We start from the raw sequence: 25455 nt of genomic DNA, 5'->3' as shown, positions 1-25455 counted from the left end.
CCCCCGACGAGTCCCCGACGATCAGAGCTCGCCGTACGCCTCGCCGCCGAGCTCCAGCCTCGCCGTGCCGGCGGTGGTGTCCGCGAGCCAGGCACGGAAGGCATCGAGGCCGGACTCGGGCAACCCGATCTCGATCCTGACCTCCGCCCCGTAGGTGACCTCACGCACCGCCCGTCCCGTCGTGCGCAGATCGTTCTCCACCCGGCCCGCGCGCTGGTGGTCGACGGTGACCGTCACCAGGCGAAAGCGCTGCCGGGTGACCGTGCCCAGTGCGTCCAGCGCCTCGCCGACGACGCCTCCGTACGCCCGGATGAGGCCGCCGGCGCCCAGTTTGACGCCGCCGAAGTAGCGGGTGACGACGGCGACGACATAGCGGACCTCACGGCGCACCAGCATCTGCAGCATCGGTACGCCCGCGGTTCCGCCCGGCTCACCGTCGTCGCTCGCCTTCTGGATGCCGCCGTCGGCGCCCAGGACGTAGGCGAAGCAGTGATGACGGGCGGTGGGGTGTTCCTTGCGGATGCGCGCGATGAAGTCCTGGGCCTCGGCCTCGGTCGCGACGGGCGCGAGCGCGCAGAGGAAGCGGGACTTGTTGATCTCGATCTCATGGACGCCCTCGCGCGCGAGCGTGCGGTACTGCTCCTGCATCGGACCAGCCTATGCGGCCCGTGTGACATGCGGATACCGGCCGGTCCGGCCGGACCGCGCCGCGCTGGGGTGTCCGCCGTACGGACACGGGTGTCCGCCGTACGGGCGCAGAGCACACGGCCGAGCGGCGTACCCACCCCGTCCGCACGGTGCGTCGGTGCGACGTCCGCGCCGGCCGTGGGCACTGTGAGGTCAGTGCGAGAGCCTCGTGTTTCCGGGGCCCCGCTCGTACGTGTAGGAACGGCGGGTTTGCGGAGGGCTGCATGGAAGAGAGCACACAGTCGGCGATGACGGCGGGCGTTCCCGTCACGGGCGAGGAGATGCCCGAGCCCCCACCGGAGGTCATCGAGGCGGCACGCCAGGCACCCGACCACTGGCTGGCCATGGTGGATCTGACCTGGCAGGGAGAGGGGCCACCACCCCTCTGGGCACTGATCGGGCAGTGGCGTTCGGACGCGTCCGGCGAGATCGTCGAGTGGCGCGACAATCCGGAGTACCGGCCGTCACCGCAGATGCTGGACTGGGCGGAGCCGACCGACGCGGTCGACGGCGCGCTGCAGCTCGCCGCGACGGGCTACGGACCGGGAGAGGCCGTCTCCGAGGCGCTTGGGCGCGCGGAGGTCTTTGTCCTGGTGACCGCGACCGGTACGCCGTTGGCCGCCGCCTCGCCCGAGGGCACCCCGGTGATCCCCGTCTACACCTCGCAGAGCTACCTCGAATCGGTGGGCCGTCTGCTGTACGACCGCCGGCCGGTGGCCGCGCTCGTCGAGCAGCTGCCGCCGGGGCATGCGCTGTACCTCAACCCGACCGGCCCGGTGAGCATGCTGGTGGACACCGAGGAGCTGCGCGCCACGCTGACCGGCGCCTCCGGAACGGCGGATGAACCGCGGGATGCGGCCGTGCCCGTGGCACCGCGCCCGGGTACCGGGGCCGGCGGGGCCGAGCCGGTGGGCAGCGCCCGGGGGATCGGCAAGCCGGCCCGCGCCGCGAAGGGCAGCACCGTCGTCGGAGCCGGAATGGCCGGCAGCGGTATGGCACGCGGCGCCAACTGAGCCGCCGGCACCGAAGACCCGCCCCGCCCGTCTTCCCCTTCGGGCGGGGCGTCTGCCGTCCGGCGCGCGCCGGGCGTGGCGCGCCCCACGGCCGCACCGCCACGCCTTCGCGCCGTCTCCCGCAACGGGAATCTCCGGGTCCCGCCATCCGTTGTCCGGCACAGGACCCTTCCCACCCGCAGGAGGCAGTGCGTGTACGGCGACACCGGCACGATCCGCAAGATCCTCACCGAGCTCGGCGACACCTGGGCCGTCGTGGGCCTGTCCGGCAATGAGCAGCGTGCGGCTCACGGCGTCGCCGAGGTGCTGCAGCGTTACGGCAAACGGATCGTGCCGGTGCACCCGAAGGCGGAGACGGTGCACGGCGAGCAGGGGTACCCCTCACTGGCCGCCATTCCCTTCCCGGTCGATGTGGTCGATGTGTTCGTCAACAGCGAGCAGGCGGGCGGCATCGCCGACGAGGCCGTGGCGGTCGGGGCGAAGGCGGTCTGGTTCCAGCTCGGGGTGGTCGACGAGGCGGCCTGGGACCGGGTGCACGGCTCCGGACTCGCCATGGTGATGGACCGTTGTCCCGCGATTGAGATACCCCGTTTGAGCTGAACGACGGGCCCGGGGCGCGCCATCCTCACTCCCCGGGTTGCCGGTGAGGGCTCCCGTCACCGGAACACTCGACGTCAGGGCAGTGTCCGGTGATGACCACCATGGGTGTTTGCACGCTGGTGGCGCGCTCGCGCCCGGTGAAGATCAGGGGCGTATCGCAGCGATCGCACAGGACGGCTTTCCCTGCGCGCCCCTGGGTGGCCGCGTGAAGAATCCGATTGACGTGATCGCTGTCGCCATCGTTACCGGTCATGCACCCACCGTAGCCAGACCGGAGGTCCCTGGGGGGCTGTTTGGGATGCTTGAACGCCCGCCCGGCCGAACGCATGATCCCGTGAGCCAGGCCTCCGCCCCGCGGGCGGCTGGTGAGCGAGATATCCCGTGGGGACCGAGCCGCGGGTGCGTTAGCGTCCGGCCATGAGCCAGATCCGAGCCGCCGTGCCCGAGGACGCCGCCGAGCTGGTCCGGTTGCGCCGTCTGATGTTCCTCGCCATGAACGGGCGTGATGTTCCCGGGAATTGGGAGCGGGACGCGGAGGTGACGGCACGCCGGCAGCTGACCGGGCCGCGGGCGCGGCTGGCCGGATTCGTGGTGGCGGGCGACGAGGCCGGTGCGCCCCATCTCGCGGCGTGCGCGCTCGGGACGATCGAGGAGCGGCTGCCGTCACCGAGCCATCCGACGGGGCGCTTCGGCTTCGTCTTCAACGTCTGCACGGACCCCCGCTACCGGGGCCGCGGCTGTGCGCGCGCCACGACGCAGGCCCTGCTCGGCTGGTTCGCCGAGCGGGGTGTCACCCGGGTCGATCTGCATGCCACCGTCGATGCCGAGCCGTTGTACCGGCGTCTGGGATTCACCGAGCACTCCACGGCGCTGTCGCTGGAGCTGCCCTCCGACGCGTTCGCCCCGTTTTAGCCGGCCGAGCGGACTGCGGGCAGGGGACGACGCCCCTAGGAGATGTCTCCCCCTAGGCGGTTGCCAGCCCCTCCAGGACCGTGGCGCCGGGTAGTTCGGCCAGTGCCTTGCCAGGCACGATGAGCTTGCCGCGGCGGTTGCCGCTGCCGATGAGGGCGTAGGGGATATCCGCCACGGCCGGGTCCAGCAGCAGCGGCCAGTCGGCCGGCAGGCCGATGGGGGTGATCCCGCCGTACTCCATGCCGCTGCCGCCGACCGCCTGGTCCATCGGCGCGAACGAGGCCTTGCGGGCGCCCAGATGACGCCGTACCACGCCGTTGACGTCGGCGCGGGTGTGCGAGAGAACGACGCAGGCGGCCAGGGTGGTCTCGCCGCCGCGCTTGCCGGCCACCACCACGCAGTTCGCGGACTGCTGCAGGAGCCAGGGGCCGTGGCGCTCGACGAGCAGTGCGGTGTCGGCGATGGCCGGGTCGGTGTCGACGAAGCGCAGCTCCTCGACCGGCACGGATCCGCTCCAGGCGCGCAGCGCGGCCGCCACCGGCGCGGTCAGCAGGTCCAGGCACTCCACGGCGGGACGGACCTCGTCGAAAGCATCCATCGGCACAGGCATGGCGCCAAGTTAACAGTCCTGGCGGAGCGGCGGCCGGCCGTCTCAGCCGACGAGCGGGATGATCACCGACATGGTCATCTCGACCGGTTCCGCGCCGTCGTTGCGGTAGCCGTGCGCGACCTTGGCCTCGAAGGTCGCCGAGGCACCGGCGGGCACCGTGTGCTCCACAGCGTCCACGACCAGTGTCAGCGTGCCGGTCCGGACATGGAGCAGTTCGACGGTGCCGGGCGGATGCGGATCGGAGGCGCTGCTCTCGCCGGGCATCAGCCGCCAGTCCCACAGTTCGTACGGGCCGGGTGCCTCGGCGCCCACCAGGAGCGTGGTGAAGCTGCCGCCCTCGGTGGACCACAGCCGGACCGCCTCGCCCGGCGCCACGACGCGCACCTGCGGACCCTGTTCGTAGTCGAGGAGCGTGGTGATGCTGACGCCGAGCGCGTCGGCGATCTTGACGGTGGTTCCCACGCTCGGATTCGTCCGGGCCTGCTCGATCTGGATGATCATGCCGCGGCTGACCCCGGCGCGGGCCGCCAGTGCATCGAGGGTGAAGCCGCGCTCGGCGCGCCAGTGCTTGAGGTTGCGGGCGAGCGACTGCGTGAGCTGGTCGAGGTCCGTCACGGTCCGTCCAAGTCGAAGGGCAATATATTTGATGCCGCAATGCATCCTGTTGCACTACGGTGTGGTGTACTTCAGCGTCCGGTTCACTGTACTGCGAGGTTTCACCATGACAGCGGTCTTCGCCCTGGCCACCAGCCTTCTGTGGGGGCTCGCCGACTTCGGCGGCGGACTGCTCACCCGACGTCTGCAGGCGCTGACCGTGGTGGTCGTCTCGCAGACCCTGGCCGCCGTGGTGCTGGGCGCCGTGGTGCTGGCCACCGGGGGCTGGCGGGAGGCCGGACCGCAGCTGTGGTGCGCGGTCGGGGCCGGCGTCGTGGGGCCCGCCGCCATGCTCTGCTTCTACCGCGCCCTGGCGCTCGGGCCGATGGGCGTGGTCTCCCCGCTCGCTTCGGTCGGCACGGTCCTCGTACCGCTCGGGGTCGGGATCGTGGCGGGTGAGCGGCCGGGGCTGCTGCAGGCCGCCGGCATGGCCGTGGCCGTGATCGGTGTCGTGCTGGCCGGCGGTCCTCGGATCAGCGGCGCGTCGGTGGCCCGCCAGACCATTGCGCTGACGCTGCTCTCGGCGCTCGGATTCGGCGCGGTGATGGCGCTGATCTCCGAGGCGTCCACGACCGTGACCGGCCTCTTCCTCGCCCTGTTCGTCCAGCGGGTGTGCAATGTCGCCGTCGGCGGCGCCGCCCTGTACGCATCAGTGCGGCGTGGCACCCCGGCACTGCCCGAGGGCGGGCTGCCGGCCCTCCGGAGCGCCCTGCCCGCGCTCGCTTTCGTGGGGATCGCCGACGTCGCCGCCAACGGCACCTACGCCCTGGCCGCCCAGAGCGGGCCGGTCACCCTCGCGGCGGTGCTCGCCTCCCTCTACCCGGTGGTCACCTCGCTCGCCGCGCTCGGCGTCCTCAAGGAACGGCTGCGGGCGATCCAGACGGCCGGCGCCTCCCTCGCGCTGGTCGGCTCGGTCCTGCTCGCATCGGGAAGCTGACGGCGAAGGGGCAGGCGGTGGCTCCGGCCGCCTGACGGCAGCTCAGGAGGCTTCGTACGCGTCCTTGGCTTCGTACGTCCTCTTGGCTTCCTCCGCCTGCCACGCCCGCAGCGCGACCAGCTGGTCCGGGGTGACGCCCTCGGGGATCGGCACCGGCGCCGGTGTCCGCAGCGGCGGCTGCCAGCCCTGCTCGGCATCCCAGCTGCGGACGACCCGGGCGGGCGCACCGGCCACCACCGCATGATCGGGGACCTCGCCGCGGACCACGGCGCCGGCCGCGACCACCACATTCCGGCCCAGCCGCGCACCGGGCAGGATCACCGCGCCGGTACCGATCCAGCTGCCGGGGCCGATGGCCACCGGGGCGCTGCGCGGCCACTGCTTGCCGACCGGCACCTCGGGGTCGTCGTAGCTGTGGTTGGTGGTGGTGACGTAGACACCGGGGCCGAAGAAGCAGTCATCGCCGATCGTCAGGCGGACATCCGCGATCACATGGCTGCCGCGGCCCAGCACCACGCCGTTCCCCAGCGTGAGGATCGGCTCCGGACCGAGGTCCAGGTCCGGCATCATGCCCGCGGTCAGCGTCACGTCCTGGGCGATGATGCAGTGGTCGCCGAACTCGATCCACGGGTCGCCGAAGACCGTGCCCTGCGGATAGGCGAGCCGGGTGCCGGTACCGATCCGCCGGAAGCGGTACGGGCCCGGACGCTCGGCGGTGACGGCCGCGGCTTCCCTCACCCAGCGCGCGCCGCGGTGGACGGCGCGCGACACAACCCGGCGCCGCCAGGCCGCGACGGATGAGAACACGTTCTGGTTTATCGGCACCCGCACACCGTACTCAGCCCGCCGGGCGGCGGACCGCGCGCCTGGCTGTGATCTTCGCCCCACCGGCCGCCGCCCCTGCCCGCGGCAGCGGCCGTCGTCTACGGTGCTGTTGGCGCGGCGTATCACGGCGAGGAGATCCACAGATGGCGGGACGGGCGTTGATTTCACCGGTGGGCGGCAAGGAGCCGATGGTCGATCAGGAAGCATTCACCGCCCCGACGTCCGTCGTGCTCGGCGAGGTCACCATGGCGGCGGGCTCCAGCGTCTGGTACCACGCCGTACTGCGGGCCGACTGCGGCCCGATCGTGCTCGGCGCCGACAGCAACATCCAGGACAACTGCACGGTGCACGTGGACCCCGGATTCCCGGTGACCGTCGGCGCGCGGGTCTCGGTCGGGCACAACGCGGTCCTGCACGGCTGCACCGTCGAGGACGACGTACTGATCGGCATGGGGGCCACGGTGCTCAACGGCGCGCACATCGGCGCCGGCTCGCTGGTCGCCGCGCAGGCGCTGGTTCCCCAGGGCATGCGGGTGCCGCCCGGCTCCCTGGTCGCCGGGGTGCCGGCGAAGGTCAGGCGGGAGCTGACCGACGAGGAGCGCGAGACCCTCAGCCTCAACGCCACGATGTACCGGGAGCTGGCGGCGCGGCATCGGGAGGACGTGCCGGGCGCCGAGGACTGAGCCCGGCCGCCGGCCGAGCGGCACAGCGGGCAGCCTGGTGAGGCCCGACGGGTACGGGACCGGTACGGGACCGCTACGGGACCGCACCTGTGTGCCTGCGCCCCACCGCCTCCTGCCGCCCCGTCAACCGCGCCGTTCCGATCCGGCGGCCGCCAGCACCGACGTCAGCATCTCCGCGTCGAAAAGGGTGGCGTCCGCAAGGCGGCCGGCGCCCGCGTAGGCGTTCATCATGACCTTGGCGGTCCGCAGGGCCGCCGGAGACCTGCGGACCAACGGTCTGGTCCAGCGTGCGATCACCTCGTCCAGCTCGTCCTCCGGAACGGCCTTGTGGAGGAGGGAGAGCTCGACCGCCTTCGCCGCGTCGAAGCTCTCACCGGTCAGGATCAACTCGCGGATCCTGGCGGCTCCCGCCTCGTTCAACAGGCGTGGCAGTACGCCTCCCCAAGCGGGCGGCATGCCCAGCGCCAGCTCCGGCAGCCGGAAGCGGCAGTTGTGCGCACCGGCCCGCAGATCGCAGAACACCGCGAGCGCGATGCCCGCGCCGATCACCCCGCCGTGCAGCCGGGCGACGGTGACCGCGCTGGTGGCCGCCAGCGCTTCACACACCCGCCGTGCCTTGTTACCCATGGCGCGAAGGGCCGCTCCCGAGCGGTCCGCGGCGAGGGACGCCGCGAACTCCCGGCGGTCTCCGCCCAGGCAGAAGTCCGCTCCGGCGCCCGAGAGGACCACCACCCGTATCTCGGGGCGGTCGTGCAACGCGCCCAGCACGGTGAGGAGTTCGTCGAGCATCGGCTCACCGAGCGCATTACCGGTGTCCGGGCTGTTCAACTGGACGTTGAGCAGGGGCCCCTGGTGGGCAACGGCAAGGGTCTTGAAGTTATCGATCACGGCGCTCTTCCTACCTCACGGTTCTCAGGACTCCACCACGGGCAGCGTCATGAGCCGCCGGAAGGCCACCCGCGGCGCCCAGTCGGGCGTACGGCTCAACCGCAGGGCGGGGAACCGCCGGAGCACGCCGGTCAGCAGGGTCGTCGCTTCCAGCCGGGCCAGCGCGGCACCGAGGCAGTAGTGGATCCCGCCGCTGAAGCTCAGATGGGTGGCCCTGCGGCGGACGTCGAAGACCGCGGGGTCGATGTGGTGTGCGGGGTCGTGGTTGGCGACACCGACCATGAGGTGCACCATCTGGTCCTTCTTCACGGGGATGCCTGCGAGCGTGGTGTCCTCGCCGGCGATCCGGCTCACCACATGCGTCGGGGAGTCATAGCGCAAGACCTCTTCGACAGCCGCCGGTATGCAGTCCGGGTAGGCACGCAACCACCCCATCTGCCGGGGGTGTTCGGCGATCAGCCACACCATCGTGGACAAGAGGTTGGAGGTGGTCTCCAGAGCTGCCAGAACCACGAACAGGGCCAGCCGGTAGACGGCCTCGTCCGCGGCATCCTGATCTGGTTCGAGTGCGTCCCAGGTCCGTATCCACGCCGAGATCGGGTCATTGCCGGGCGCCCGGCGGCGTTGCCGTACCAACGCGATGAAATACGCGCGCAGAGTCCGGGTCGCGGCGTCGGATTGCGCGAGCTGGCTCGCCGTGGGCAGCAGTTCCTGGGCGAAAACCTGATCGTGGGTGAGTGACCGCAGCAGCGGATAATCTGCTGCCGGCAGACCGAGCCATTCCCCTATAGTCATCACCGGCAATTCTTCGCTGACAAGGGAACCGAAGTCCGCCTCACCGTCCTTCAGTCTCTCCGCCAGCCGGTCGAGTAATTCTTCCGTATTGCGCTCGACTGAATTCTTGATGATATCCAGGCACTTACGGTCGAACATATTGCCCACCGACCGTCTGGCCCGTGTGTGGTGCGGCGGATTGAGGCCGGGAAGCGTACTGGCCATTTGCTGCGAAGACGGCGCCATCCAGCGGGTCGCCTCGCCCTGCCTGGCCCGCCAGCCACTGTCCGGCACCAGCCATGACCTGTTGCGCAACACGTGGTCGCACAGGCCGAAAGAGGTCACCAGGTGGCCGCCCCAAGGTGCCGGAACGATATCTCCCATCGATCGGAGTTCCGTGTAGTGCGGGAGCGGATTCGCTTGGCCGTCCGGTGCGCGAAGGCGGGAGAAAAGCCTTACCACAGAGCGGCGGTCCACGGACGTAACCATGGGCGGGGCAACCACGGTGGATTCCACTGCGAGAACTCCTTCATTCAATACATCAGGCCAGGACGACCCACCCTGGCTACCCCGGTGATTGAACGTTTACGCCCGGCGGAAACCGAACCGCTGTCGCGAATGTCACACCTTCCACCAAGAGAGGAATGAGCTCCACCACTTACCTCGCTGCACCTCATTCCTGTCCTTTCCGGAGGCATTCTCCGTCGCGGCGCCACCCGTTCCCGGAGCAGCGGACGGACGCCGCTCGGGGCGTACGGGAGTGAAGCGGGCGGGCAGGGCTTCCAGCGCCCGGTGGAACGGGCCGGGACGCCAGGTCAGGCTTTCCGCGGGGAGCGCCAGATCGATGTCCGGCAGGGTGTTGAGCAGTTTCTCGATGGCCAGGACGGACACCAGCAGGGCGGGGTCCTTGGCGGGGCAGGCGTGCGGGCCCGCACCCCAGGCGAGATGCGCCCGCTTGCTGAGCATCTGACGGCCCGTCGAGAGATTCGGGTCGGTGTTGGCGGCCGCGAAACTGATGACCACCGGCTCGCCGGCCGGCAGCTTGGCTCCTCCGAGCTCCATGTCGTGCACGGGGTAGTGCACACCGTAGTTGGCTATCGGAGCACTGTTCCACAGCACGTCGTTGATGGCGTCGTCGACCAGCAGACCGGCCGCGCTCTGGTCGCCCACGTACTTCTCGTCCGTCAACAGCAGCCGCAGCGCGCTGGCGATGATGTTCTGCGTGGGCTCCGTCCCCGCCGCGATGAGGGTGACGAGCTGATGGACCATCTCCTCGTCGGAGAGCCCGGACGGGTGCTCCATCAGCCAGGAGGTGATGTCCTCACCCGGCGAACGCCGCTTGAGCGCCACCAGCTCCAGCAGCGCTTCGGTCAGGACCTCGTTGGCCTTCTCCGCGTCGACCCCGTCGAAGATGCCCGATATGCCGAAGACCAGGCGGTCACCGATCTCGGCGGGGCAGCCGAAGAGGTCGTTGAAGACCAGCAGCGGCAGCAGCTGGGCGTAGTCGGCGACCAGGTCCACCCGGCCCCGGCTGCTGAACTGGCTGATGAGGTACGCGGCGACGCGGTCGACATGACGGCTCAGCCGGTGGGTGTCCACCCGGGCCAGGCTCGCCGTGACCGACTGACGCAGCCTCATATGGTCCGCACCGTCGGAGAACAGACAATTCGGCCGGTACATCATCATGGGCAGCACGGGGCTGTCCAGGGGCACGCGCCCCTCGTTCAGCGCACGCCAACGGCGTGAATCACGCGCAAAGGTGTCCGGATTCTGTAGCACGTGGAGCGCCGCGGCGTAGTCCGTGACGAGCTCGGCCTCCACACCGGGGGCGAGCTCGACCGGTGCGCTGGGTCCGTGCTGCCGCAGTACCTCGTAGAAGGCTTCCGGGGCCGCGGCGAATTCAGGCCCGTGCAAGGGAGTCCGCCGGCCGTCGGCGTGTGCGGGGCAGCCGGGTGGTGGGCCCTGGAATTCCGAGTGAGATTGCATGCCTGAACTCCTAGTTGAGGCGGGACTGTAGATAACGGACGAGCGCGATCAGCGAATCCGCCGAGGAGCGTTGGTCCCGTGCGTCACAGTTGACGACAGGTGTCTCAGGGAGGAGGTCCAGCGCCTCACGGATCTCGTCGAGCGAATGCGTGGGGGTCCCGTCGAAGCGGTTCACCGCGATGGCGTAGGGGATTCCGTAGTGTTCCACCAGGTCCATGACAGGGAAGGACTCGTCGAGCCGCTGGGGGTCGACGAGGACCAGCGCCCCGAGCGCTCCGCGCGTCATGTCTTCCCACACCTGAACGAAGCGCTGCTGGCCGGGCGTTCCGAACAGATACAGGACCAGCTTCTCGCTGAGCGTGAGCCGCCCGAAGTCCATGGCGACCGTGGTCGTCGTCTTGTCGGGCGCACCTTTGGGATCGTCAATTCCCTGCCCCGCCTGCGTCATTATTTCTTCGGTCCGCAGCGGAGGGATTTCGGACATGGTCCCGATGAACGTGGTCTTGCCCACGGCGAAGTGTCCGACCACGAGGATCTTCGCCGCGGTCTGCACTGAATTGCGCAGGTACACGCCGTCATCCAAAGCGAGCCTGGAGCCCATTCAGCACCTCCTCAAGGATTTGCCGGTCGACAAGCTGAGCGCTCGGTATGGGCGCACGCGAATACAGATGGCCCTCCCGCGCGAGATCGGACACCAGAATCTTGACGACACCCACCGGCAGCCGGGTGTGCCCGGCTATCTCGGCGATCGAGAGAAAGCCCCCCGAACACAGCTCCAGCAGACGCAGCTTCTCCGGATCGAGGGGTTTCGTCCGGGGCGGTTCCGCATGCACGGTGACCAGGGTGATCAGCGAGAAGTCGCTGCCGTCAAGAAGATCTCGGCCGTTGGTGATGACGTACGGCCGTACTAATTCCGCTGCTTCGTGTTCCAGCTCCGGCTCGTCGTCGGTGGTCATGACTGGATATCAGCCCTCTCACGCGGCGGACTGGTCAGTGCCTTACCGAGCTGCCCGACAAGCTGCTGCATGCGGAACGTGATCTCCGCCATGTCGACATCGGGAGAAGCCGAAACCGCGAGATATGCACCCTCGCCGGCCGAGATGAGAAAGACCCAGCCATGGTCGAACTCGACCAGTGTCTGGCGCCATTGCGGCCGGCCGGCGGGAGCTGCACCACCATGACAGAAATCAGCGACCGTACGGCTCAGCGACTGCATTCCGCTCATCGCGGCGGCGACGGTATCGGCGTGGTCCCGGCCGACTTCCTTGGAACGGGCCATGAGCAGGCCATCGGCGGAGACGAGAATGGCGTGCTGCGCTTCGGGCAATTCCAGAGCACTGTCAAGCATCCACGACAGATCGTAGTTCACTGAACCTCATGCCCTTCATTGCTTGCATTGGTGGAACGGCGGCCGGATTGCGTGCCGCGCTGGAATGCCCCCATGACGGAGGCGGCCTGTGTGCTGTCGCGGGCCGGGGTTTGTGTGCTCTCGGAGTCGGTCGGCACGATGGATATCGCGCCGCGCCGGCGGCGCTTCGGCAGACCGCCGGCCGTCGTCTCGGGAGCCGGGCGGGCCGGGGCCTGCTGCCCCATTGGCCCGGCACCGGGATACGAGGCTCCCGCGGCCGGGTAACCGGGGGGCGCGGGGAGCGGAGCCGGGCCGCCAGGGACCGGTTGACCAGGAAGGTTCTCGGGCGGCAACGGAGCGGATGCGGCCACGGCAGGGCCCTCCTCGGGCTCGTGCAGAGACGTCAGCAGATCGTCGGGGAGCAGGACGACCGCGCGCACGCCGCCATAAGGAGAGGTGGAATCCACCGACACACTGAAGCCGTAGCGGGCGGCGAGCACTCCGATGACGGTGAATCCGAACTGGGGCGGGTTGCCGAGGCTGGAGACACTGGCCGCATTCTCGCTCGACAGCAGCCGGGCGGCCCGCGCCTTCTCCTCCTCGTTCATTCCGACACCGGCGTCGTCGACGACGATGCACACGCCCCTGGGCACCGGGCGGATATTGATCTCGATCATCGTTTCCGGCGCCGAATAGCTGGTGGCGTTGTCCAGTAACTCGGCGAGCACCAGGGCCACCGGTTCCACGGCGCGGCTCACGATCGCGAAATTGCTTTGCGACCGGATCTCGACACGCGTGAAATGGCGGATACGCCCCTTCGCGCTGCGCACCACATCGTAGAGCGAGGCGTTGTGGCGCCGGCGTCCGAGCCAGCCGTCGCAGAGCACGGCGATGGACTGCGCGCGCCGCGCAAACTGCGAGTTCATGTGGTCGATGTCGAGCAGATCCTGAAGAATCTTGTGCTCGCCATAGACCTCCTGCAGCTTAGAAATCGCCAGCTGCTGCTCGCCCGCAAGACCCTGCAGCGTCCGCATGGCGGCCTTCAGCGTGGTCTTGGTGGCCTCTTCCGCCCGGTCCTTGGCCTCTTCCACGGCTTCCGCGTAGTGGTTTTCAAGATTGGCGTAGTGCTGCTTCAGCTCAGCCTTTTCTTGTCGGAGTTCCGTGATCTTCTTTCTGCCGCGAATAATCGCGGTTGCGGCGACAGGGGTACCAGCGATCAAACCCCAGAACGCTGGATCCTGGAAGTATTGCGTCATAGGACTCTCTTCGGACGACGGAGCCACCAGGTGTCGTATGTCTGACCATGATGTGGCGAATCGATCGCACTCCCAGACATACGTGAACGGCCACGCACAGTCGCCTGCCAGAAAGCCATCAAAGGGCCGGCTAATGGCATAGTTCTCCCCGGGGTGGCGGTTTTCTTAGGCCAATGCGCGGAATTTCTTTCATGCCATACCAGGTGACTACCCCGTTGGCAAGTGCGATGATCTTAGCATCACCGCAACACCCCTCGTCCAACCGTGATCTGATCATGAGACAGATTCGATGGGGATTCAACAAAGCCTTGTTAGAGGATCATTGGGAGGGTTGTTGACCGCGGGAGCCTGCGGGTCAGCTCATTTCTGACGACTCGTTAACACGCGTTCATGTGACGTGGGCCACGTTGCATAAGCAAATTCCCGGCCGAGGTCAGCGATGCGGGGCGTCGTGGACATAAGTGATCTCGCCCCCGCGGACCCGGATCACGCGTACGGTCATGCCGCGGCCCGTCCCTTGCAGGTAGTGCGCCGTGCAATGGGTCCGCGCCCCCTCGACCGCACGCAGGTCCCTGGCGCAGTCGACCGAGCGCGGCCCCCGAGGGATCAACGGCAGCGACAGATGACCCGAGATGGAGCGGGCGACCTCGTCTCGCGGGACCGTATCGGTCGTCCCGTTCACCTCGCTGGTCGCACCCCGCTCCCCCAGCCACTGGGTCCCCGCCGTGAGGCTGCACCCCAGCAGAGCCGTGCCTGCCAGCGCCAGACCGACGACTCGCAGATTCCGCACGGCTCTCCTTCCAGCGGGCTCACCCGTCATACGCCGGCCACGCCCACCGGCCGGGTCACGGACAATTCTTGCGGCCGGCCCGGCGCCGGCAACAGGAGGACCCCTCCCGTGCGACCACCCGGGCGACGGTGCGTCAAACGGATGGCACGGGGCCCTGCAGCTGCTCGCTGATCCAGTGCAGCGAGTCGGCCATCCGCTGGATATAGGTGTGACCGCTGTGCACACCACCCGGTATTTCGAAGAGCGTGGAGTGGACCGGCCCGCCGGTGTAGTCCTTGATGAAGCGCTTCACATCGGGGACCGCCGCCTCCTTGCTGCCGAGCTCGAAGGCCAGATAGACCGGCAGACTCTTCCGCGCGGCCAGCTGCCGCGCCAGATGGCGTGGGTCGTTGGCCCGCATGGCCTCGGGGTGCCCCTGCCACATCGGCGAATCCGGCGCGGTGTCCGGGCCGTTGACGATGGCCGCCTTGAACTTCCGCGGCTCCTTGAGCACGGCCTTCAAAGCGGCGAACCCGCCCGACGAGGACCCCATGAAGGCCCAGCCGTCACGGCTCTTGTACGTACGGAAGTTGGCCCGCGCGAAGTCCGGCACGTCCTCGGTCAGCCAGGTGCCCATCTTCGGCTGCCCCGGTATGTCACTGCCGTCGTAGTACTTCCTGCCGGGGTTCAGTACCGGCATCACGACGATGAACGGCAGCGTCTTGCCCTGCCGCGACCACTGGGCGATCCGCTCCTCCAGCCCGAAGGCGTCCCCGGCCCAGTAGTTGAACGGATAGCCGTAGGCGCCGGGCAGCGCGATCAGCACCGGGAAGCCGCTCGTCGCGTACTCCGGCCGGTGGTACTCCAGCGGCACCCAGGCCCAGATGTCCCCGGTGAAACCGGACTTGCGCCCGTGCCACTTCGTCCTCACGACCTCGGTGCCGTCCCCCGCCGTACGGAACCGGGTGAAGGAGGAGCGCGGGCCCCGCGGCTCGGCCACCCGGGGCTTGCCGTTGCGGGCATCCGCGGCGTGGGCCCGCAGCCGTGGCACGCCCGAGGCGTCGACGAAGTCCCGGCCGTCACCGCAACCGGCCAGCAGCCCCAGGGCCACCACACTCACCGCAGCGCGGACGCGCAGGCACTTCATCGGGACGTACTCCTTGGATACTCGGGCCGGCCGCGGACAGCCACGCTGCCACTGCCACGCCGGTCGAAAGACACCACTTTAAGATCGCCCGACGGGTCTCCGGCGCCGGCCCCGGCCGCCGTGACCTGGCACTCCGCCCTTCCCAGGGCCCCCGGAGACCTCGCGTCACGTCAAATACGGCGCCGGGGTTTCCCTCGTTCGATGCGCCCACCCGTTCCTTACCGGACGGTCGGTTCTGGCATCGTGGGTTCCCAGTTCGGAAGGGCGCGGCACTGTGCCGTGGTTGGGGATGACCGATGACCGCGTGGGCCGATCACCGGCCACTGCCCGCCGTAGTGGGGCGGGCAGTTGAGCATGAGCAGGTGTCCGGGCTGCTGAGCTGCGCTCCGCTGGTCACGCTCACCGGGGCCGCCGGGGTGGGCAAGAGCGTGCTGGCCCGCGCCGTCCTGGAGGAGCACACCGCTCGGCACGGCGGCACGGTCATCCGGGTCGGCTGCTGGGACGGACTGGCCGAGGGCGGTCCGGCCGAGGCGCTGCTCCGGGCGGCGGGGCGGTCGGACACCGTCTGCCGGGACACCGCCCGGCCCCTCGCCCGGCAGGCGGCCGACCCCTGCGCCGGCGCACCACTGCCCGGCGGGGCGGGCCGGTCGGATACCACCGCGTCATGCCTTCCCGCGGGCACCACCGCCCTCGCGGCGCTGGCCGCATACTGCCGGCGGCAGCGCGCGACCGTGCTGCTGGACGACTGCGACCCGGTGCTCGCCGAGTGCGCACAGCTCGTCCGGCGGCTGCTGCGGGCCGATCCGTCGCTGCGCATCGTGGCGACCGCACGGGGCCCGCTGGGGCTGGCCGAGGAGCGGGTCGTCGGCCTCGCGCCGCTGCCGGTGACGCTGGGCGAGGGGATCGCGGGACCGGCGGTCGAGCTGCTGGCCAGGCGGACCGGAGCCGCGGCGCCCGAGCTCCTGGTCACGGTGTGCCAGGCGCTGGAGGGCTCACCCCTGGCGATCGCCCTGGCCGCGCACCAGCTGGACCGGATGTCCTTGCCGCAGCTCGCGGCGCAGGTGGGCACGGACGGTCCGCTGTTCTACTCCGGGCCGGCGGCAACCGTGCGGCACACCTCGCTGCACGCCGCGCAGGCCGCGCAGGCCGCGGGCTACGCCCTCTGCTCGCCCACCGACCGCCGGGTGTGGGCCAGGCTCTCGGTGCTTCCCGGCGACTTCGACCCCTGGCTCGCCGGATGCGTCTGCACCAGCAGTGACGTGCCCGCGGCAGCGGTCGACGGCGCACTGGAACGGCTCCGTACGGCCTCGGTTGTCGAACGCGTACGGGATGCGGGCGGCGCGCACGAGGACACCGGGGCCGCGCTGCCGCCGCGCTACCGACTGCCGCGCGCCGCCCGGGACTTCGGGCGGACGCAGCTGCGTGAGGCGGGCGAGGAGTCCGCGGCGCTGCGACGCTTCCGGCAGGCCTGTGCGGCGCTCGCGGCCGAGGCCCAGATCGCCTGGCAGGGGCCGAACCAGCAGGTCGCCGTGCGACTGGTGGAGGACGAACAGGACAATCTCGACGCGGCGCTGACCCGGCCGCCGCAGGACGCCGAGGATGCGCTCGGTGCGCTGGAGATCGCGGTGTCCCTGTGGTTCCACTGGGCCGCCTGCGGCTTCCGCCGCGAGGGGCGGGCCCATCTGGACCGCCTACTGCTGCTCTCCCGGGAGGACACCGCACTGCGGGCCCGGGCACTGTGGCTGGCCGGCTATCTCGCCGCGCAGGAACATTCGCTCGCCGCCGCGGAGGACCTGCTCGACGAGGCGTGGACGGCGGCCGTGATGCATGCGGACGCCGACGGACTGGCCCGTATCGCGCATGCGCACGCCGTACTGGAGCTGTACCGCGGGAACACCGCGGCGGCCGTGACGTGTCTGGAGGAGGCGACCCGGCACCACTCCAGGGATCCGTGGTTCGGGCCGGGTCCCGCCCACAGCTGGGCGCTGCTCGCCATCGCCCTGGCGCCGCTCGACGCGGAGCGGGCGCGGGCAGCGGCCCACCGCGCCTGGGAGGTCCGGCACTGCGACGGCGATTTCTGGCTGTACTCGACGGTCCTCTACGCCCGTGCCATGACCGAAAGCGTCCATGGGAAGCCGACGACGGCGCTGCGCGCCTGCCACAAGGCGCTGGTGGCCAAGAAGCTCATCGGCGACCCGCTGTTCATCGCGGGCGTCCGCAACATGCTGGCGGGCCTGCGCCGGACGGTGCGCAACGGGGCGGCACGGCCGGACGCCGAAGAGGAGACACCGTGGTGGCAGCGCGGCGGGCCCGGTGTACGGGCCCGGCCGTTCTTCTCCCGGCTGCGGGCGGGGTCCTGAGAGCCGGGCCACGCTCCGCGGGACGCCGGATGACACGCTGTGTGACGCGCCGATCGCGTTCGGGATGCGGAAGGCGCGGGCCGGTCGCATGCTGGGAGGCATGAAGCGTGCCCCCGTGATCGTGCACCCGCCCTCCACAGGCGGTCGCCGTGTGACCCTCAACGGACAGGATCTGGGACGGGCGCTGCGCCCTGGTGATGTGGCCGCGATACTGCGCCGGGCCGGTTTCTGCACCACGAAGTTCGTCTGGGACGACACCGGTGTCTTCGAATGGCGCGACGGCGGACCCGACGTCTGGCTGATGCCCTGACGTGACGGCGCGCGTCTACCGGTCCACGTCTACAGGTGATGCACCGCATCGAGCCCGGACCGCGGTCGATGTCGTGAGGCCGTACGAGCTGCGCGGAGGCGGCGCTGCGGACGGGGCCGGTCAGTCGACCGACGCGGTGACCGGGGCCTCGGCCTCCTCGCGCGCGGCGGCTGCCTTCTTCGCGCGGTACTTCATGAGGAGGAAGGAGCCGATGCCGAAGAGCACGGCGGCGACCAGTCCGAGCGAGGAGAAGCGCTTGAGCCACGACTCGGCGACCATGCCGACGCTGTAGATCAGCGCGGTCGTTCCCCCGGCCCAGATGATGCCGCCGAGGACGTTGGCGATCAGGAACTTCCAGTACGGCATCTTCAGTACGCCCGCGAGCGGGCCGGCGAAGATGCGCAGCAGTGCGATGAAACGGCCGAAGAAGACCGCCCACATACCCCACTTGTCGAACTTCGCCTCGGCCATGGCGACATGGTCGGGGCCGAAGTGCTTGGGGAATTTCCGGCCCGCCCACTGCAACAGGGGCTGGCCTCCCTTGCGGCCGATCAGATACCCGATGGAGTCGCCGACGATCGCACCGGCGGAGGCGCAGGCACCCAGCACGACGGGATTGATGTGGTCCTGGGTCGCCGCGAGGATCGCCGCACTGACGAGGACGATCTCGCCCGGCAGCGGAATACCCACGCTCTCCAGTCCGATCACCACCCCCACCAGGAGATAGACGCTCACGGCCGGTACGGTCTCGAGCCACTCCTGGATGTGCAACGCCGCTTCCTCCGCTGGTGTAGGGCCCCCGTGGGCCGTGCCCCGGCAGCCGTCTCGGCGGTGCCGGTCGATCCCCCTGGCGCGTCACAGCACGCCCGGGAAGCGTACTCGATGGCACCGCAGGAGGGCCGAATCCAGGCGTACCGCGCAACACCGGCTCTCCGCGGCCCGATCAGGAGCCCAGCGGCCCCTGCGGCATGACGACGGCCCGCCGTGCGAGGCACGACGGGCCGGGGAACCCCACTGTGAAGCAGCTCACTTGTTGGGGCGCAGGGTCCACACAATGCTCATCTCACCGGTGACGGCGCCGTCCTCGCGGGTGAGCGCGATGTTCACGGGGAACTCCGGACGCCCGCCGGCGTCGAGCTCGGCGACCACCTCGGCCACCGGGCGGCCCAGCTCCGCGGTGGCGGTGACCGGCCCCATGGCGAGCTTCTTGTAGCCGATCTCGGCGCGCACGGCCAGCGGCACCGCACGGCCGAGCTGATCACCGAAGGCCGTCATCACGATCGCACCGCTCGCGGACTCGGCGAGGGTGAACATCGCGCCGGCGTGCGGTCCGCCGACGTGGTTGTGGAAGTCGGACTGGTCGGGCATGCGAACCACGGCGCGCTCGGCGGTGGTCTCGGTGAACTCGAGGTTCAGGGTGCGGACCATCGGCACGGATGCCGCCATCATTTCGCCGATCGACGGCAGGGTCTCGGAGGACATGGAAGGCATGTTACCTAGCGGTAGCTTAGGTGTGAAGAGGCGGGAGGTGGCCGGCCGCCGGGACCGGGCGGGACACCGCGGCCTCCATGGCGCCAGGGCCGCCCGGTCGCCCGGGGATCTCCGTAGCGGTTCCCCGGCGGATATCCCCGTGCGGCCCACGTCTCGCCTTGCCTATCGTGAACGCTCATGCAGCCAGGACAACAGCACAGCGACGGCGGAGGAGCGCAGCGCCCGGCACACCTGACGGGCCGAACAGCGGATACCCCGGGCCGGCCTCCGTTCCCCGCGGTTCCCGCCGCGGGGGTGCCCTCGTGGTGAGGGCCCGTCCCGCATGGGCGGGGCGCAACTTTCTGCTGCTCACCGGTGCCACGGTGATCGCGAACCTAGGGAGCTCCGGCGCGCTGATCGCCACCGCCTTCGCGGTGCTCGCCGCCGGCGGCTCCGCCACCGAGGTCGGTCTGGTGGCCGCCGCGCGGACGATCGCGCTGGTCCTCTTCCTGCTGGTCGGCGGTGCGGTCGCCGACCGGCTCCCCCGGCACCGGGTGATGGTCGCCGCGAACGTCCTCAGCTGCGTCTCCCAGGGGCTGTTCGCGCTGCTCGTTCTGGCCGGCGAACCACGGTTGTGGCAGATGGCCGTGCTGGCGGCCCTCGGCGGCACAGGACAGGCGTTCTTCGCGCCGGCCTCCGAGGGCATGGTGCTCGCCAGTGTCTCCGGCGAGCAGGCGGGGCGCGCCTTCGCCGTGTTCCGGATGGGCATGAACGGCGCGAACATCGGCGGCACGGCGCTCGGCGGCGCGCTGGTCGCCGTGGTCGGGCCCGGCTGGGTGCTGGCCGTCGATTCCGCCTCCTTCGCCCTCGCGGCCCTGCTGCGCGCCTTCCTCGACGTCAGCGGCGTCGCCGCGCGGACGCCCGGCGGCGGGGTGCTGCACGATCTGCGGGACGGCTGGCACGAGGTCGCCTCCCGGTCTTGGCTGTGGGCGGTGGTGGTGCAGTTCTCCCTCGTCAACGCGGTGGTGTCGGCCGCCGAGGCGGTCTACGGGCCGCTGGTCGCGAAACAGCATCTGGGCGGCCCGGAGCCTTGGGGACTGGCGCTGGCCGCCTTCGGGGCGGGCACCGTGGGCGGCGCCATCATGATGACCCGGGTCAAACCGCACCGCCTCCTGCTCACCGGGACGCTGTGCGTGTTCCCGCTCGCCCTCCCGTCCGCCGCGCTCGCCGTCCCCCTCCCGGCGGGCGGGCTCGCCGCGGTCATGTTCGGCACCGGGATCGCGGTCGAGGTCTTCGCGGTGACGTGGATGACGGCGCTGCACCAGGAGATCCCCGAGGAGAAGTTCTCCCGGGTCTCGTCCTACGACTGGCTCGGGTCCCTGGCCGTAACCCCGCTCGCCACCGCGCTGGCCGGCCCCGCACAGGACCTCATCGGCCGGACGGCCGCGCTGTGGGGCTGCTCCGCCGTGATCGCGCTGCTGACGGCGGCGGTGCTGTGCGTCCCCGGGGTGCGGCGGCTCACCCGGCGGACACCGCGGGAGTCGGCGGCGGGCCCGGCGCTCTCCCCTGCCGCCGGAGCGACGCCGCCGCAGGCCGCGGAAGCGGAATGAGCACGCGCCGCGGTCCTGGCGCGAAGCCGCGGCGGCCCGCGATCAGCCGACGCTGAACGCACCGTCCGGTGGCACCGGGGACGCCACCGCGTCGGCATCGCCTACGGGGACCGCATCCGCGATCAGCCGCCGCAGCGCCGCACCGTGCTCGACCCGGGCCGGGAAGGCGTCGCCGGCCGTCCGCCGGGCCAGCGCGGCGAGCGGGAGCGGTGCGTGCGAGGCGAGCAGCACGGCGTTGCCGAACCGGCGGCCGCGCAGCACCGAGGGCTCGGCGATCAGTGCGAGATGTGCGAAGACCGCGGCGAAATTGGCGAGTTGGCCGCGCAGGAAGGCGAACGGCGCGCCGTCCGCGAGGTTCGCGGCGTAGCAGCCGTCCGGTCGCAGCACCCGGGCCGCGGCCTCGGCGTACTCGGCCGAGGTGAGGTGGGCCGGCACCCGCGAGCCGCCGAAGACATCCGCCACGATGACATCGGCGCTGCCCTCCGGCGCCGCCTCCAGCGCCGTCCGGGCGTCCTCGGCGTGCACCGTGATCCCGCGGTCGCCGGGCGGCGGCAGGTACTCCGTCACCAGGGCGAGCAGTCCGCGATCGGCTTCGATGACGTCCTGCCGGGAGTGCGGACGGACGGCGGCGAGATAGCGCGGCAGGGTCAGCGCCCCTCCGCCCAGGTGCAGCGCATCGAGCGCCCGGCCCGGGGCGGCCACCTCGTCCAGGACGTATGCCAGCCGGCGCACGTACTCGAATTCCAGATGGGTCGGCGCGTCGAGGTCCACGTACGACTGCGGTGCGCCGTCCACCGTGAGCAGCCAGGCGCGCGGGCGGTCGACGTCCGGCAGCAGCTTGGCCGTGCCGCAGTCCACGGTCCGGGTGACGGGTATCGGCTCGGGTGCTTCGTCCACCGTCCCATTGTGCCGGTGCGGCAACGGTGTCCCGGCCCGGCGGTCGCGGCGGAGCACCGGCCGCCGGCGCTGCCCCGCCCCCCGGTCGCTGCGACCGGACCTGCCGGGCCCCGGGTCAGTCCGACCAGACCTGCCGGATCCGGGCCACCTGCGCTGCCGCCTGCCGGCGCCCCGCACGGGCCGCGTCGGCGCGCTTGGCGGGGTCCAGGACATTGCGGCCGAACGCCGCCCGGGCCGCGCGGTCGGGGGTCAGCACGCACACCCGCGCCCCCCGGCGGGCCAGTCGCTCCCCCTGCGCCCGCGGTCCGGCGATCGGCCCGCCGCCGGCCGCCATCGGCGCGACGATCACCACCCGTTCGTATCCGGCGGCCAGATCCGCATTGGCGCTGGAGTGCACCCCGCCGTCGATCCACCGGGTGCCGTCGATGGTGACCGGCGGATAGATACCGGGGACCGCGCAGCTCGCGCCCACCGCGTCCAGCAGCCGCACCCCGCTGGTGTCGTCGAAGGCGGTCCGCTCCCCTGTCGCGGCGTCCACCGCCGTGATCACCAGCCGGCGGGCCGGCCAGTCGCTCAGGTTCAGGGTCCGGGCGATCACCGTGCGCTGTTCCGCCTCGGTGACGGTACGCGCCGCGACGGCCAGCTTCCCCATCCGTACGCCGAAGGACACCACGTCCCGGGAGCGCAGCGCGATCGCCGCGAAGCGGGCCAGCGCGGCCGGGCCCATACGGGCGGACGGGCGGGCCGGATCGGGCGGGGCGAGCTGGTGCTCGTGCATCTCCTCCAGGGTGAGGTGCCCGGAGGTGAGGTGGGCGCCGACGATCGAACCGGCGGAGGTGCCGATGACGACGTCGGCGCCGGCGAGGTCGAGGCCCGCCCCGGCGAGACCGGCGAGCACACCGATCTCCCAGCCGATGCCGGTGAGCCCTCCACCGCCCAGGACCAGTGCCGTGCCCGCCATCGGGTCTCCCTCCCTGTCCGGCCGGCCGCGCAGCGTGGCGCAGCGGTGAGCCCTCGTGCCCGTTCGTCCGGGCGAGCAGTCTCGCACCCGCGCGTCCCCCGGCGGCAGGAGGCGGCTGTGCCCGGCACCCGGAGAGGTGCCGGGCACAGCCTGCTGGCCTGCGGTGTCTACTCCTCGACGGTGCGCACCGTGCCCGCGCCGACGGTGCGTCCGCCCTCGCGGATGGCGAAGCCCAGGCCCCGCTCCAGCGGCACGTCCCGGCCCAGTTCGACCGACACCGTCACCGTCTCTCCTGGCCGGGCGACGCCCCGCTCGCCGAGGTCGAGGTCGCCGACCACGTCCGCGGTACGGATGTAGAACTGCGGCCGGTAACCGGTGGACAGCGGCGTACGGCGGCCGCCCTCCTCGGTGGAGAGCACATACACCTCGGCGGTGAAACGGCGCCGGGGGGTGACGCTGCCCGGCGCCGCGACCACGTGCCCGCGGCGCACCTGGTCGCGGTGCAGACCGCGCAGCAGCAGCGCGACATTGTCCCCGGCCTCGGCGGACTCCATGGGCTTGCCGAACGTCTCCAGCCCGGTGACCGTCGTCTCGGTGTCCGCGCCGAGCACCGCGACCCGGTCGCCGACCCGCACGGTGCCGCGCTCGACGGCTCCGGTCACGACCGTGCCGCGGCCGGTGATGGTCAGCACGTTCTCCACCGGCAGCAGAAACGGCGCGTCCACATACCGCTCGGGCATCGGGACATAGGTGTCGACGGCGTCCAGCAGCGCGTCGATCGCCGCCGTCCAGCGCGGGTCTCCCTCCAGGGCACGCAGCCCCGAGACCCGTACGACGGGTACATGCTCCCCGTCGTAGCCGTGCGCACTCAGCAGTTCGCGCGCCTCCAGCTCCACCAGGTCGGTGAGCTCCGGGTCGCCGGCGTCGGCCTTGTTGAGGGCGACGACGATGTGCCGGACGCCCACCTGCTTGGCGAGCAGCACATGCTCGGCGGTCTGCGGCATGATCCCGTCGAGCGCCGAGACGACGAGGATCGCGCCGTCGAGCTGCGCCGCGCCGGTCACCATGTTCTTGATGAAGTCGGCGTGACCGGGCATGTCGACATGGGCGTAGTGCCGGGTGCCGGTCTCGTACTCGACGTGCGAGATGTTGATGGTGATACCGCGGGCGGCCTCCTCCGGGGCCCGGTCGATGCGGTCGAAGGGCATGAACGTGCCACTGCCCCGCTCGCTGAGGACCTTGGTGATGGCCGCGGTCAGCGTCGTCTTGCCGTGGTCGACGTGCCCCATGGTGCCGATGTTCACGTGCGGCTTGGTGCGCACATATGCCGTCTTGGGCATGGTGTTCTTCCTCGCAACAATGCGGTGAGGACGGCGACTTGGCGCCGTGGGGACCCCTGAACCCGGCCGACCCTCCCCCTGCGGGGTCCGCCGGACGATCCGGAGAGGGTCAGCTTCGTGCGCCGTCGGCCGCCGCGGCGGCCGGGACGGCGACCGCTGCGGCGGCAGCGACTGCGAGAACGCAGGCGGCGATGGCCGCGAGGAAATCGACGGCAGCCTTCGGCTCGTCCGCGACTGCGGACGGGAGCGGGAGGAAGGCGTACCGGAACATGCGCCCTATGGTGCCGGGTGCCCGCTGCGGCGTCGACTGATTTATCCGGCCGCCGTACCGGTACGCGGTACGCGGTACGCGGGGACGGGCCACCGGTCGGCGGTCGGCGGTCGGCAGTCGGCAGTCGGCAGTCGGCGGTCGGCGGTCGGCGGTCGGCCTGGGGTGTACCCGGCGACGCGTCAGGACGCATCGATGCCCGGCGGCTCACGCACCGTCGGCACCATTACGGCTCCCCGGCAGCCCCGTCGGTTACGCTCCCGGGGTGTTCCCACCCGCCGCAGCGCCCACCGGCCTCGCCGCGCGCGCTGCACGCGTGCTGTGCTCTCCCCGGTCCCGGCTGTGCCTGCTGCTTGCCCTGCTGGCCTGCGGCGCGGTCATGACGCTGTGGTGGCAGCCGCAGCATCTGCTGACCGGCGCCCGGCCCGCCCAGTCGTCCGGCCCTGCCACCCTGGTGCTCTTCGCGCTGGCATACGGCGCGTGCACCAGCGCTTTCGTCCCGCGCCCGGTCCTCAATCTCGCGGCGGGGGCCCTCTTCGGCAGCCAGGCCGGGCTGGCCACGGCACTCGCCGGCACGGTGCTGGGCGCCGCGCTGACATTCGGGCTCGGCCGGCTGCTCGGACAGGACGCCCTGCGCCCGTGCCTCCGCGCCCGCTGGCTGACGGCCGTCGACCGGCAGTTGAGCGAGCACGGCTTCCGCTCGATGCTGGTGATCCGGCTCCTCCCCGGTCTGCCGTTCTGCGCCATGAACTACTGCGCCGCCATCTCTTGTATGGGATGGGGTCCCTACCTCGCGGCGACGGCACTCGGCAGCATCCCGAACACCGCGGCCTACGCCGTGGCCGGCGCGCGGGCTTCGACACCCACCTCGCCGGTGTTCCTCGCGGCCATGGGCTTCATCGCGGTCAGCGCTCTGGGCGCGCTGGCAGTGGCGTGGTGCAAACGCAAGGCGCTGCGCGAGGACTGACGGCGGTACGGGCCGGCGCGGCGTTCCCCGCGACAGCCACGGGGCGGGCGGTCACGGAGTGGGCAGGCACGGGTCGCGCGGCAACGGGGCGGGCAGGTGCGGCGAGGCGGGCGGCCACCGTGCGTCCAGGCCCCTTTGGCCGCCCGGACATCTTCGGACGTTACGCTGCCCCCTGTCGGCGAT

The 25455-nt window shown here is 71.0% G+C and carries 29 protein-coding genes; 9 read left to right on the top strand and 20 right to left on the bottom strand.

Annotated elements, in window-relative coordinates:
- Positions 1–21 precede the first annotated feature (21 nt).
- Positions 22–648 (bottom strand): YigZ family protein, encoded by a 627-nt coding sequence (locus ACGFR7_RS01720; RefSeq protein WP_393311818.1) that lies wholly within the window; start codon positions 646–648, stop codon positions 22–24.
- 263 nt (positions 649–911) lie between these two features.
- Between ACGFR7_RS01720 and ACGFR7_RS01715 the strand changes: the two genes are divergently transcribed.
- Together ACGFR7_RS01715 and ACGFR7_RS01710 are read left to right on the top strand one after the other, a co-directional pair.
- Positions 912–1700: a type VII secretion system-associated protein gene (locus tag ACGFR7_RS01715; protein ID WP_393311816.1), complete on the top strand. Its 789-nt coding sequence runs from the start codon at positions 912–914 to the stop codon at positions 1698–1700.
- 192 nt (positions 1701–1892) lie between these two features.
- A complete protein-coding gene (locus ACGFR7_RS01710; RefSeq protein WP_393311814.1) occupies positions 1893–2300 on the top strand; it encodes a CoA-binding protein in 408 nt (135 codons plus the stop codon).
- Positions 2301–2325: 25 nt separating this feature from the next.
- Here the strand turns inward: ACGFR7_RS01710 and ACGFR7_RS01705 are convergent, their stop codons facing one another.
- Positions 2326–2553: a hypothetical protein gene (locus ACGFR7_RS01705; RefSeq protein ID WP_393311812.1), complete on the bottom strand. Its 228-nt coding sequence runs from the start codon at positions 2551–2553 to the stop codon at positions 2326–2328.
- Between the two features lie 164 nt (positions 2554–2717).
- On the opposite strand from ACGFR7_RS01705, the gene ACGFR7_RS01700 reads away from it, so the two are divergent.
- Positions 2718–3212 (top strand): GNAT family N-acetyltransferase, encoded by a 495-nt coding sequence (locus ACGFR7_RS01700; RefSeq protein WP_393311810.1) that lies wholly within the window; start codon positions 2718–2720, stop codon positions 3210–3212.
- 52 nt (positions 3213–3264) lie between these two features.
- Here the strand turns inward: ACGFR7_RS01700 and ACGFR7_RS01695 are convergent, their stop codons facing one another.
- Together ACGFR7_RS01695 and ACGFR7_RS01690 are read right to left on the bottom strand one after the other, a co-directional pair.
- Positions 3265–3822, bottom strand: a complete 558-nt coding sequence (locus ACGFR7_RS01695; RefSeq protein ID WP_393311808.1) for a YbaK/EbsC family protein — start codon at positions 3820–3822, stop codon at positions 3265–3267.
- A 42-nt stretch (positions 3823–3864) separates the two neighbouring features.
- Positions 3865–4437, bottom strand: a complete 573-nt coding sequence (locus ACGFR7_RS01690; protein WP_393311806.1) for an XRE family transcriptional regulator — start codon at positions 4435–4437, stop codon at positions 3865–3867.
- A gap of 106 nt (positions 4438–4543) precedes the next feature.
- On the opposite strand from ACGFR7_RS01690, the gene ACGFR7_RS01685 reads away from it, so the two are divergent.
- Entirely contained in the window at positions 4544–5413 is an 870-nt protein-coding gene (locus tag ACGFR7_RS01685; RefSeq protein WP_393311804.1) for an EamA family transporter, read from the top strand.
- 42 nt (positions 5414–5455) lie between these two features.
- Here the strand turns inward: ACGFR7_RS01685 and ACGFR7_RS01680 are convergent, their stop codons facing one another.
- Entirely contained in the window at positions 5456–6238 is a 783-nt protein-coding gene (locus ACGFR7_RS01680; RefSeq protein ID WP_393311802.1) for an acyltransferase, read from the bottom strand.
- Between the two features lie 143 nt (positions 6239–6381).
- On the opposite strand from ACGFR7_RS01680, the gene ACGFR7_RS01675 reads away from it, so the two are divergent.
- Positions 6382–6921, top strand: coding sequence for a gamma carbonic anhydrase family protein (locus ACGFR7_RS01675; RefSeq protein WP_393311800.1), 540 nt, complete (start codon positions 6382–6384; stop codon positions 6919–6921).
- A gap of 123 nt (positions 6922–7044) precedes the next feature.
- On the opposite strand, the gene ACGFR7_RS01670 is transcribed toward ACGFR7_RS01675, so the two are convergent.
- The 9 genes from ACGFR7_RS01670 to ACGFR7_RS01630 all read right to left on the bottom strand — a co-directional run bounded on the left by ACGFR7_RS01670 (position 7045) and on the right by ACGFR7_RS01630 (position 15089).
- Positions 7045–7809 (bottom strand): enoyl-CoA hydratase/isomerase family protein, encoded by a 765-nt coding sequence (locus ACGFR7_RS01670; RefSeq protein WP_393311798.1) that lies wholly within the window; start codon positions 7807–7809, stop codon positions 7045–7047.
- A 24-nt stretch (positions 7810–7833) separates the two neighbouring features.
- Positions 7834–9072 carry a cytochrome P450 gene (locus ACGFR7_RS01665; protein ID WP_393312620.1) on the bottom strand — a complete coding sequence of 413 codons (1239 nt, stop codon included), beginning with the start codon at positions 9070–9072 and terminating at the stop codon, positions 7834–7836.
- 132 nt (positions 9073–9204) lie between these two features.
- On the bottom strand, positions 9205–10569 hold the full coding sequence (locus ACGFR7_RS01660; RefSeq protein ID WP_393311796.1) for a cytochrome P450: 1365 nt from the start codon (positions 10567–10569) through the stop codon (positions 9205–9207).
- A 10-nt stretch (positions 10570–10579) separates the two neighbouring features.
- On the bottom strand, positions 10580–11170 hold the full coding sequence (locus ACGFR7_RS01655) for an ATP/GTP-binding protein (RefSeq protein ID WP_393311794.1): 591 nt from the start codon (positions 11168–11170) through the stop codon (positions 10580–10582).
- Positions 11145–11525 carry a DUF742 domain-containing protein gene (locus ACGFR7_RS01650; protein ID WP_393311792.1) on the bottom strand — a complete coding sequence of 127 codons (381 nt, stop codon included), beginning with the start codon at positions 11523–11525 and terminating at the stop codon, positions 11145–11147. Before ACGFR7_RS01650 ends, ACGFR7_RS01655 begins: the two co-directional genes overlap by 26 nt.
- Positions 11522–11938, bottom strand: coding sequence for a roadblock/LC7 domain-containing protein (locus tag ACGFR7_RS01645; RefSeq protein WP_393311790.1), 417 nt, complete (start codon positions 11936–11938; stop codon positions 11522–11524). The genes ACGFR7_RS01650 and ACGFR7_RS01645 overlap by 4 nt, the downstream gene beginning before the upstream one ends.
- Positions 11935–13173 carry an ATP-binding protein gene (locus tag ACGFR7_RS01640; RefSeq protein WP_393311788.1) on the bottom strand — a complete coding sequence of 413 codons (1239 nt, stop codon included), beginning with the start codon at positions 13171–13173 and terminating at the stop codon, positions 11935–11937. Before ACGFR7_RS01640 ends, ACGFR7_RS01645 begins: the two co-directional genes overlap by 4 nt.
- A 433-nt stretch (positions 13174–13606) precedes the next feature.
- The gene (locus tag ACGFR7_RS01635) at positions 13607–13963 is read right to left on the bottom strand and encodes a DUF4333 domain-containing protein (RefSeq protein ID WP_393311786.1); all 357 of its coding nucleotides are present in this window, start codon (positions 13961–13963) and stop codon (positions 13607–13609) included.
- Between the two features lie 133 nt (positions 13964–14096).
- Complete coding sequence (locus tag ACGFR7_RS01630) at positions 14097–15089, bottom strand: alpha/beta hydrolase (protein WP_393311784.1); 993 nt, start codon at positions 15087–15089, stop codon at positions 14097–14099.
- A 296-nt stretch (positions 15090–15385) separates the two neighbouring features.
- On the opposite strand from ACGFR7_RS01630, the gene ACGFR7_RS01625 reads away from it, so the two are divergent.
- A complete protein-coding gene (locus ACGFR7_RS01625) occupies positions 15386–17449 on the top strand; it encodes an ATP-binding protein (protein WP_393311782.1) in 2064 nt (687 codons plus the stop codon).
- A 100-nt stretch (positions 17450–17549) separates the two neighbouring features.
- Positions 17550–17759: a hypothetical protein gene (locus ACGFR7_RS01620; protein ID WP_350256138.1), complete on the top strand. Its 210-nt coding sequence runs from the start codon at positions 17550–17552 to the stop codon at positions 17757–17759.
- A 120-nt stretch (positions 17760–17879) separates the two neighbouring features.
- On the opposite strand, the gene ACGFR7_RS01615 is transcribed toward ACGFR7_RS01620, so the two are convergent.
- Positions 17880–18530, bottom strand: a complete 651-nt coding sequence (locus ACGFR7_RS01615; protein ID WP_393311780.1) for a DedA family protein — start codon at positions 18528–18530, stop codon at positions 17880–17882.
- Between the two features lie 255 nt (positions 18531–18785).
- Positions 18786–19241, bottom strand: a complete 456-nt coding sequence (locus ACGFR7_RS01610) for a DUF4442 domain-containing protein (RefSeq protein ID WP_006601666.1) — start codon at positions 19239–19241, stop codon at positions 18786–18788.
- A gap of 311 nt (positions 19242–19552) precedes the next feature.
- Between ACGFR7_RS01610 and ACGFR7_RS01605 the strand changes: the two genes are divergently transcribed.
- Entirely contained in the window at positions 19553–20839 is a 1287-nt protein-coding gene (locus ACGFR7_RS01605) for an MFS transporter (protein ID WP_393311778.1), read from the top strand.
- 42 nt (positions 20840–20881) lie between these two features.
- Here ACGFR7_RS01605 and ACGFR7_RS01600 read toward each other — a convergent pair whose 3' ends face one another.
- The 4 genes from ACGFR7_RS01600 to ACGFR7_RS01585 all read right to left on the bottom strand — a co-directional run bounded on the left by ACGFR7_RS01600 (position 20882) and on the right by ACGFR7_RS01585 (position 24308).
- A complete protein-coding gene (locus ACGFR7_RS01600) occupies positions 20882–21736 on the bottom strand; it encodes a spermidine synthase (RefSeq protein ID WP_393311776.1) in 855 nt (284 codons plus the stop codon).
- 115 nt (positions 21737–21851) lie between these two features.
- On the bottom strand, positions 21852–22697 hold the full coding sequence (locus tag ACGFR7_RS01595) for a patatin-like phospholipase family protein (RefSeq protein ID WP_393311774.1): 846 nt from the start codon (positions 22695–22697) through the stop codon (positions 21852–21854).
- Positions 22698–22864: 167 nt separating this feature from the next.
- Complete coding sequence (gene tuf / locus ACGFR7_RS01590; protein WP_393311772.1) at positions 22865–24037, bottom strand: elongation factor Tu; 1173 nt, start codon at positions 24035–24037, stop codon at positions 22865–22867.
- Between the two features lie 109 nt (positions 24038–24146).
- The gene (locus ACGFR7_RS01585; protein ID WP_393311770.1) at positions 24147–24308 is read right to left on the bottom strand and encodes a hypothetical protein; all 162 of its coding nucleotides are present in this window, start codon (positions 24306–24308) and stop codon (positions 24147–24149) included.
- A 262-nt stretch (positions 24309–24570) separates the two neighbouring features.
- Between ACGFR7_RS01585 and ACGFR7_RS01580 the strand changes: the two genes are divergently transcribed.
- Positions 24571–25272: a TVP38/TMEM64 family protein gene (locus ACGFR7_RS01580; protein ID WP_393311768.1), complete on the top strand. Its 702-nt coding sequence runs from the start codon at positions 24571–24573 to the stop codon at positions 25270–25272.
- Positions 25273–25455: the final 183 nt, after the last annotated feature.

This window comes from Streptomyces sp. NPDC048516 (genome assembly GCF_043199875.1).
Taxonomy (GTDB): domain Bacteria; phylum Actinomycetota; class Actinomycetes; order Streptomycetales; family Streptomycetaceae; genus Streptomyces.
This window is presented reverse-complemented; position numbering and strand designations above follow the sequence as displayed.

Coding starts and splice junctions, on each gene's coding strand:
- ACGFR7_RS01665 (WP_393312620.1), bottom strand. CDS start 9,072: ATGGTTACGTCCGTGGACCGCCGCTCTGTGGTAAGGCTTTTCTCCCGC.
- ACGFR7_RS01655 (WP_393311794.1), bottom strand. CDS start 11,170: ATGGGCTCCAGGCTCGCTTTGGATGACGGCGTGTACCTGCGCAATTCA.
- ACGFR7_RS01705 (WP_393311812.1), bottom strand. CDS start 2,553: ATGACCGGTAACGATGGCGACAGCGATCACGTCAATCGGATTCTTCAC.
- ACGFR7_RS01625 (WP_393311782.1), top strand. CDS start 15,386: ATGACCGCGTGGGCCGATCACCGGCCACTGCCCGCCGTAGTGGGGCGG.
- tuf (WP_393311772.1), bottom strand. CDS start 24,037: ATGCCCAAGACGGCATATGTGCGCACCAAGCCGCACGTGAACATCGGC.
- ACGFR7_RS01695 (WP_393311808.1), bottom strand. CDS start 3,822: ATGCCTGTGCCGATGGATGCTTTCGACGAGGTCCGTCCCGCCGTGGAG.
- ACGFR7_RS01620 (WP_350256138.1), top strand. CDS start 17,550: ATGAAGCGTGCCCCCGTGATCGTGCACCCGCCCTCCACAGGCGGTCGC.
- ACGFR7_RS01640 (WP_393311788.1), bottom strand. CDS start 13,173: ATGACGCAATACTTCCAGGATCCAGCGTTCTGGGGTTTGATCGCTGGT.
- ACGFR7_RS01715 (WP_393311816.1), top strand. CDS start 912: ATGGAAGAGAGCACACAGTCGGCGATGACGGCGGGCGTTCCCGTCACG.
- ACGFR7_RS01675 (WP_393311800.1), top strand. CDS start 6,382: ATGGCGGGACGGGCGTTGATTTCACCGGTGGGCGGCAAGGAGCCGATG.
- ACGFR7_RS01585 (WP_393311770.1), bottom strand. CDS start 24,308: ATGTTCCGGTACGCCTTCCTCCCGCTCCCGTCCGCAGTCGCGGACGAG.
- ACGFR7_RS01660 (WP_393311796.1), bottom strand. CDS start 10,569: ATGCAATCTCACTCGGAATTCCAGGGCCCACCACCCGGCTGCCCCGCA.
- ACGFR7_RS01610 (WP_006601666.1), bottom strand. CDS start 19,241: ATGTCCTCCGAGACCCTGCCGTCGATCGGCGAAATGATGGCGGCATCC.
- ACGFR7_RS01630 (WP_393311784.1), bottom strand. CDS start 15,089: ATGAAGTGCCTGCGCGTCCGCGCTGCGGTGAGTGTGGTGGCCCTGGGG.
- ACGFR7_RS01595 (WP_393311774.1), bottom strand. CDS start 22,697: ATGGCGGGCACGGCACTGGTCCTGGGCGGTGGAGGGCTCACCGGCATC.
- ACGFR7_RS01650 (WP_393311792.1), bottom strand. CDS start 11,525: ATGACCACCGACGACGAGCCGGAGCTGGAACACGAAGCAGCGGAATTA.
- ACGFR7_RS01700 (WP_393311810.1), top strand. CDS start 2,718: ATGAGCCAGATCCGAGCCGCCGTGCCCGAGGACGCCGCCGAGCTGGTC.
- ACGFR7_RS01720 (WP_393311818.1), bottom strand. CDS start 648: ATGCAGGAGCAGTACCGCACGCTCGCGCGCGAGGGCGTCCATGAGATC.
- ACGFR7_RS01685 (WP_393311804.1), top strand. CDS start 4,544: ATGACAGCGGTCTTCGCCCTGGCCACCAGCCTTCTGTGGGGGCTCGCC.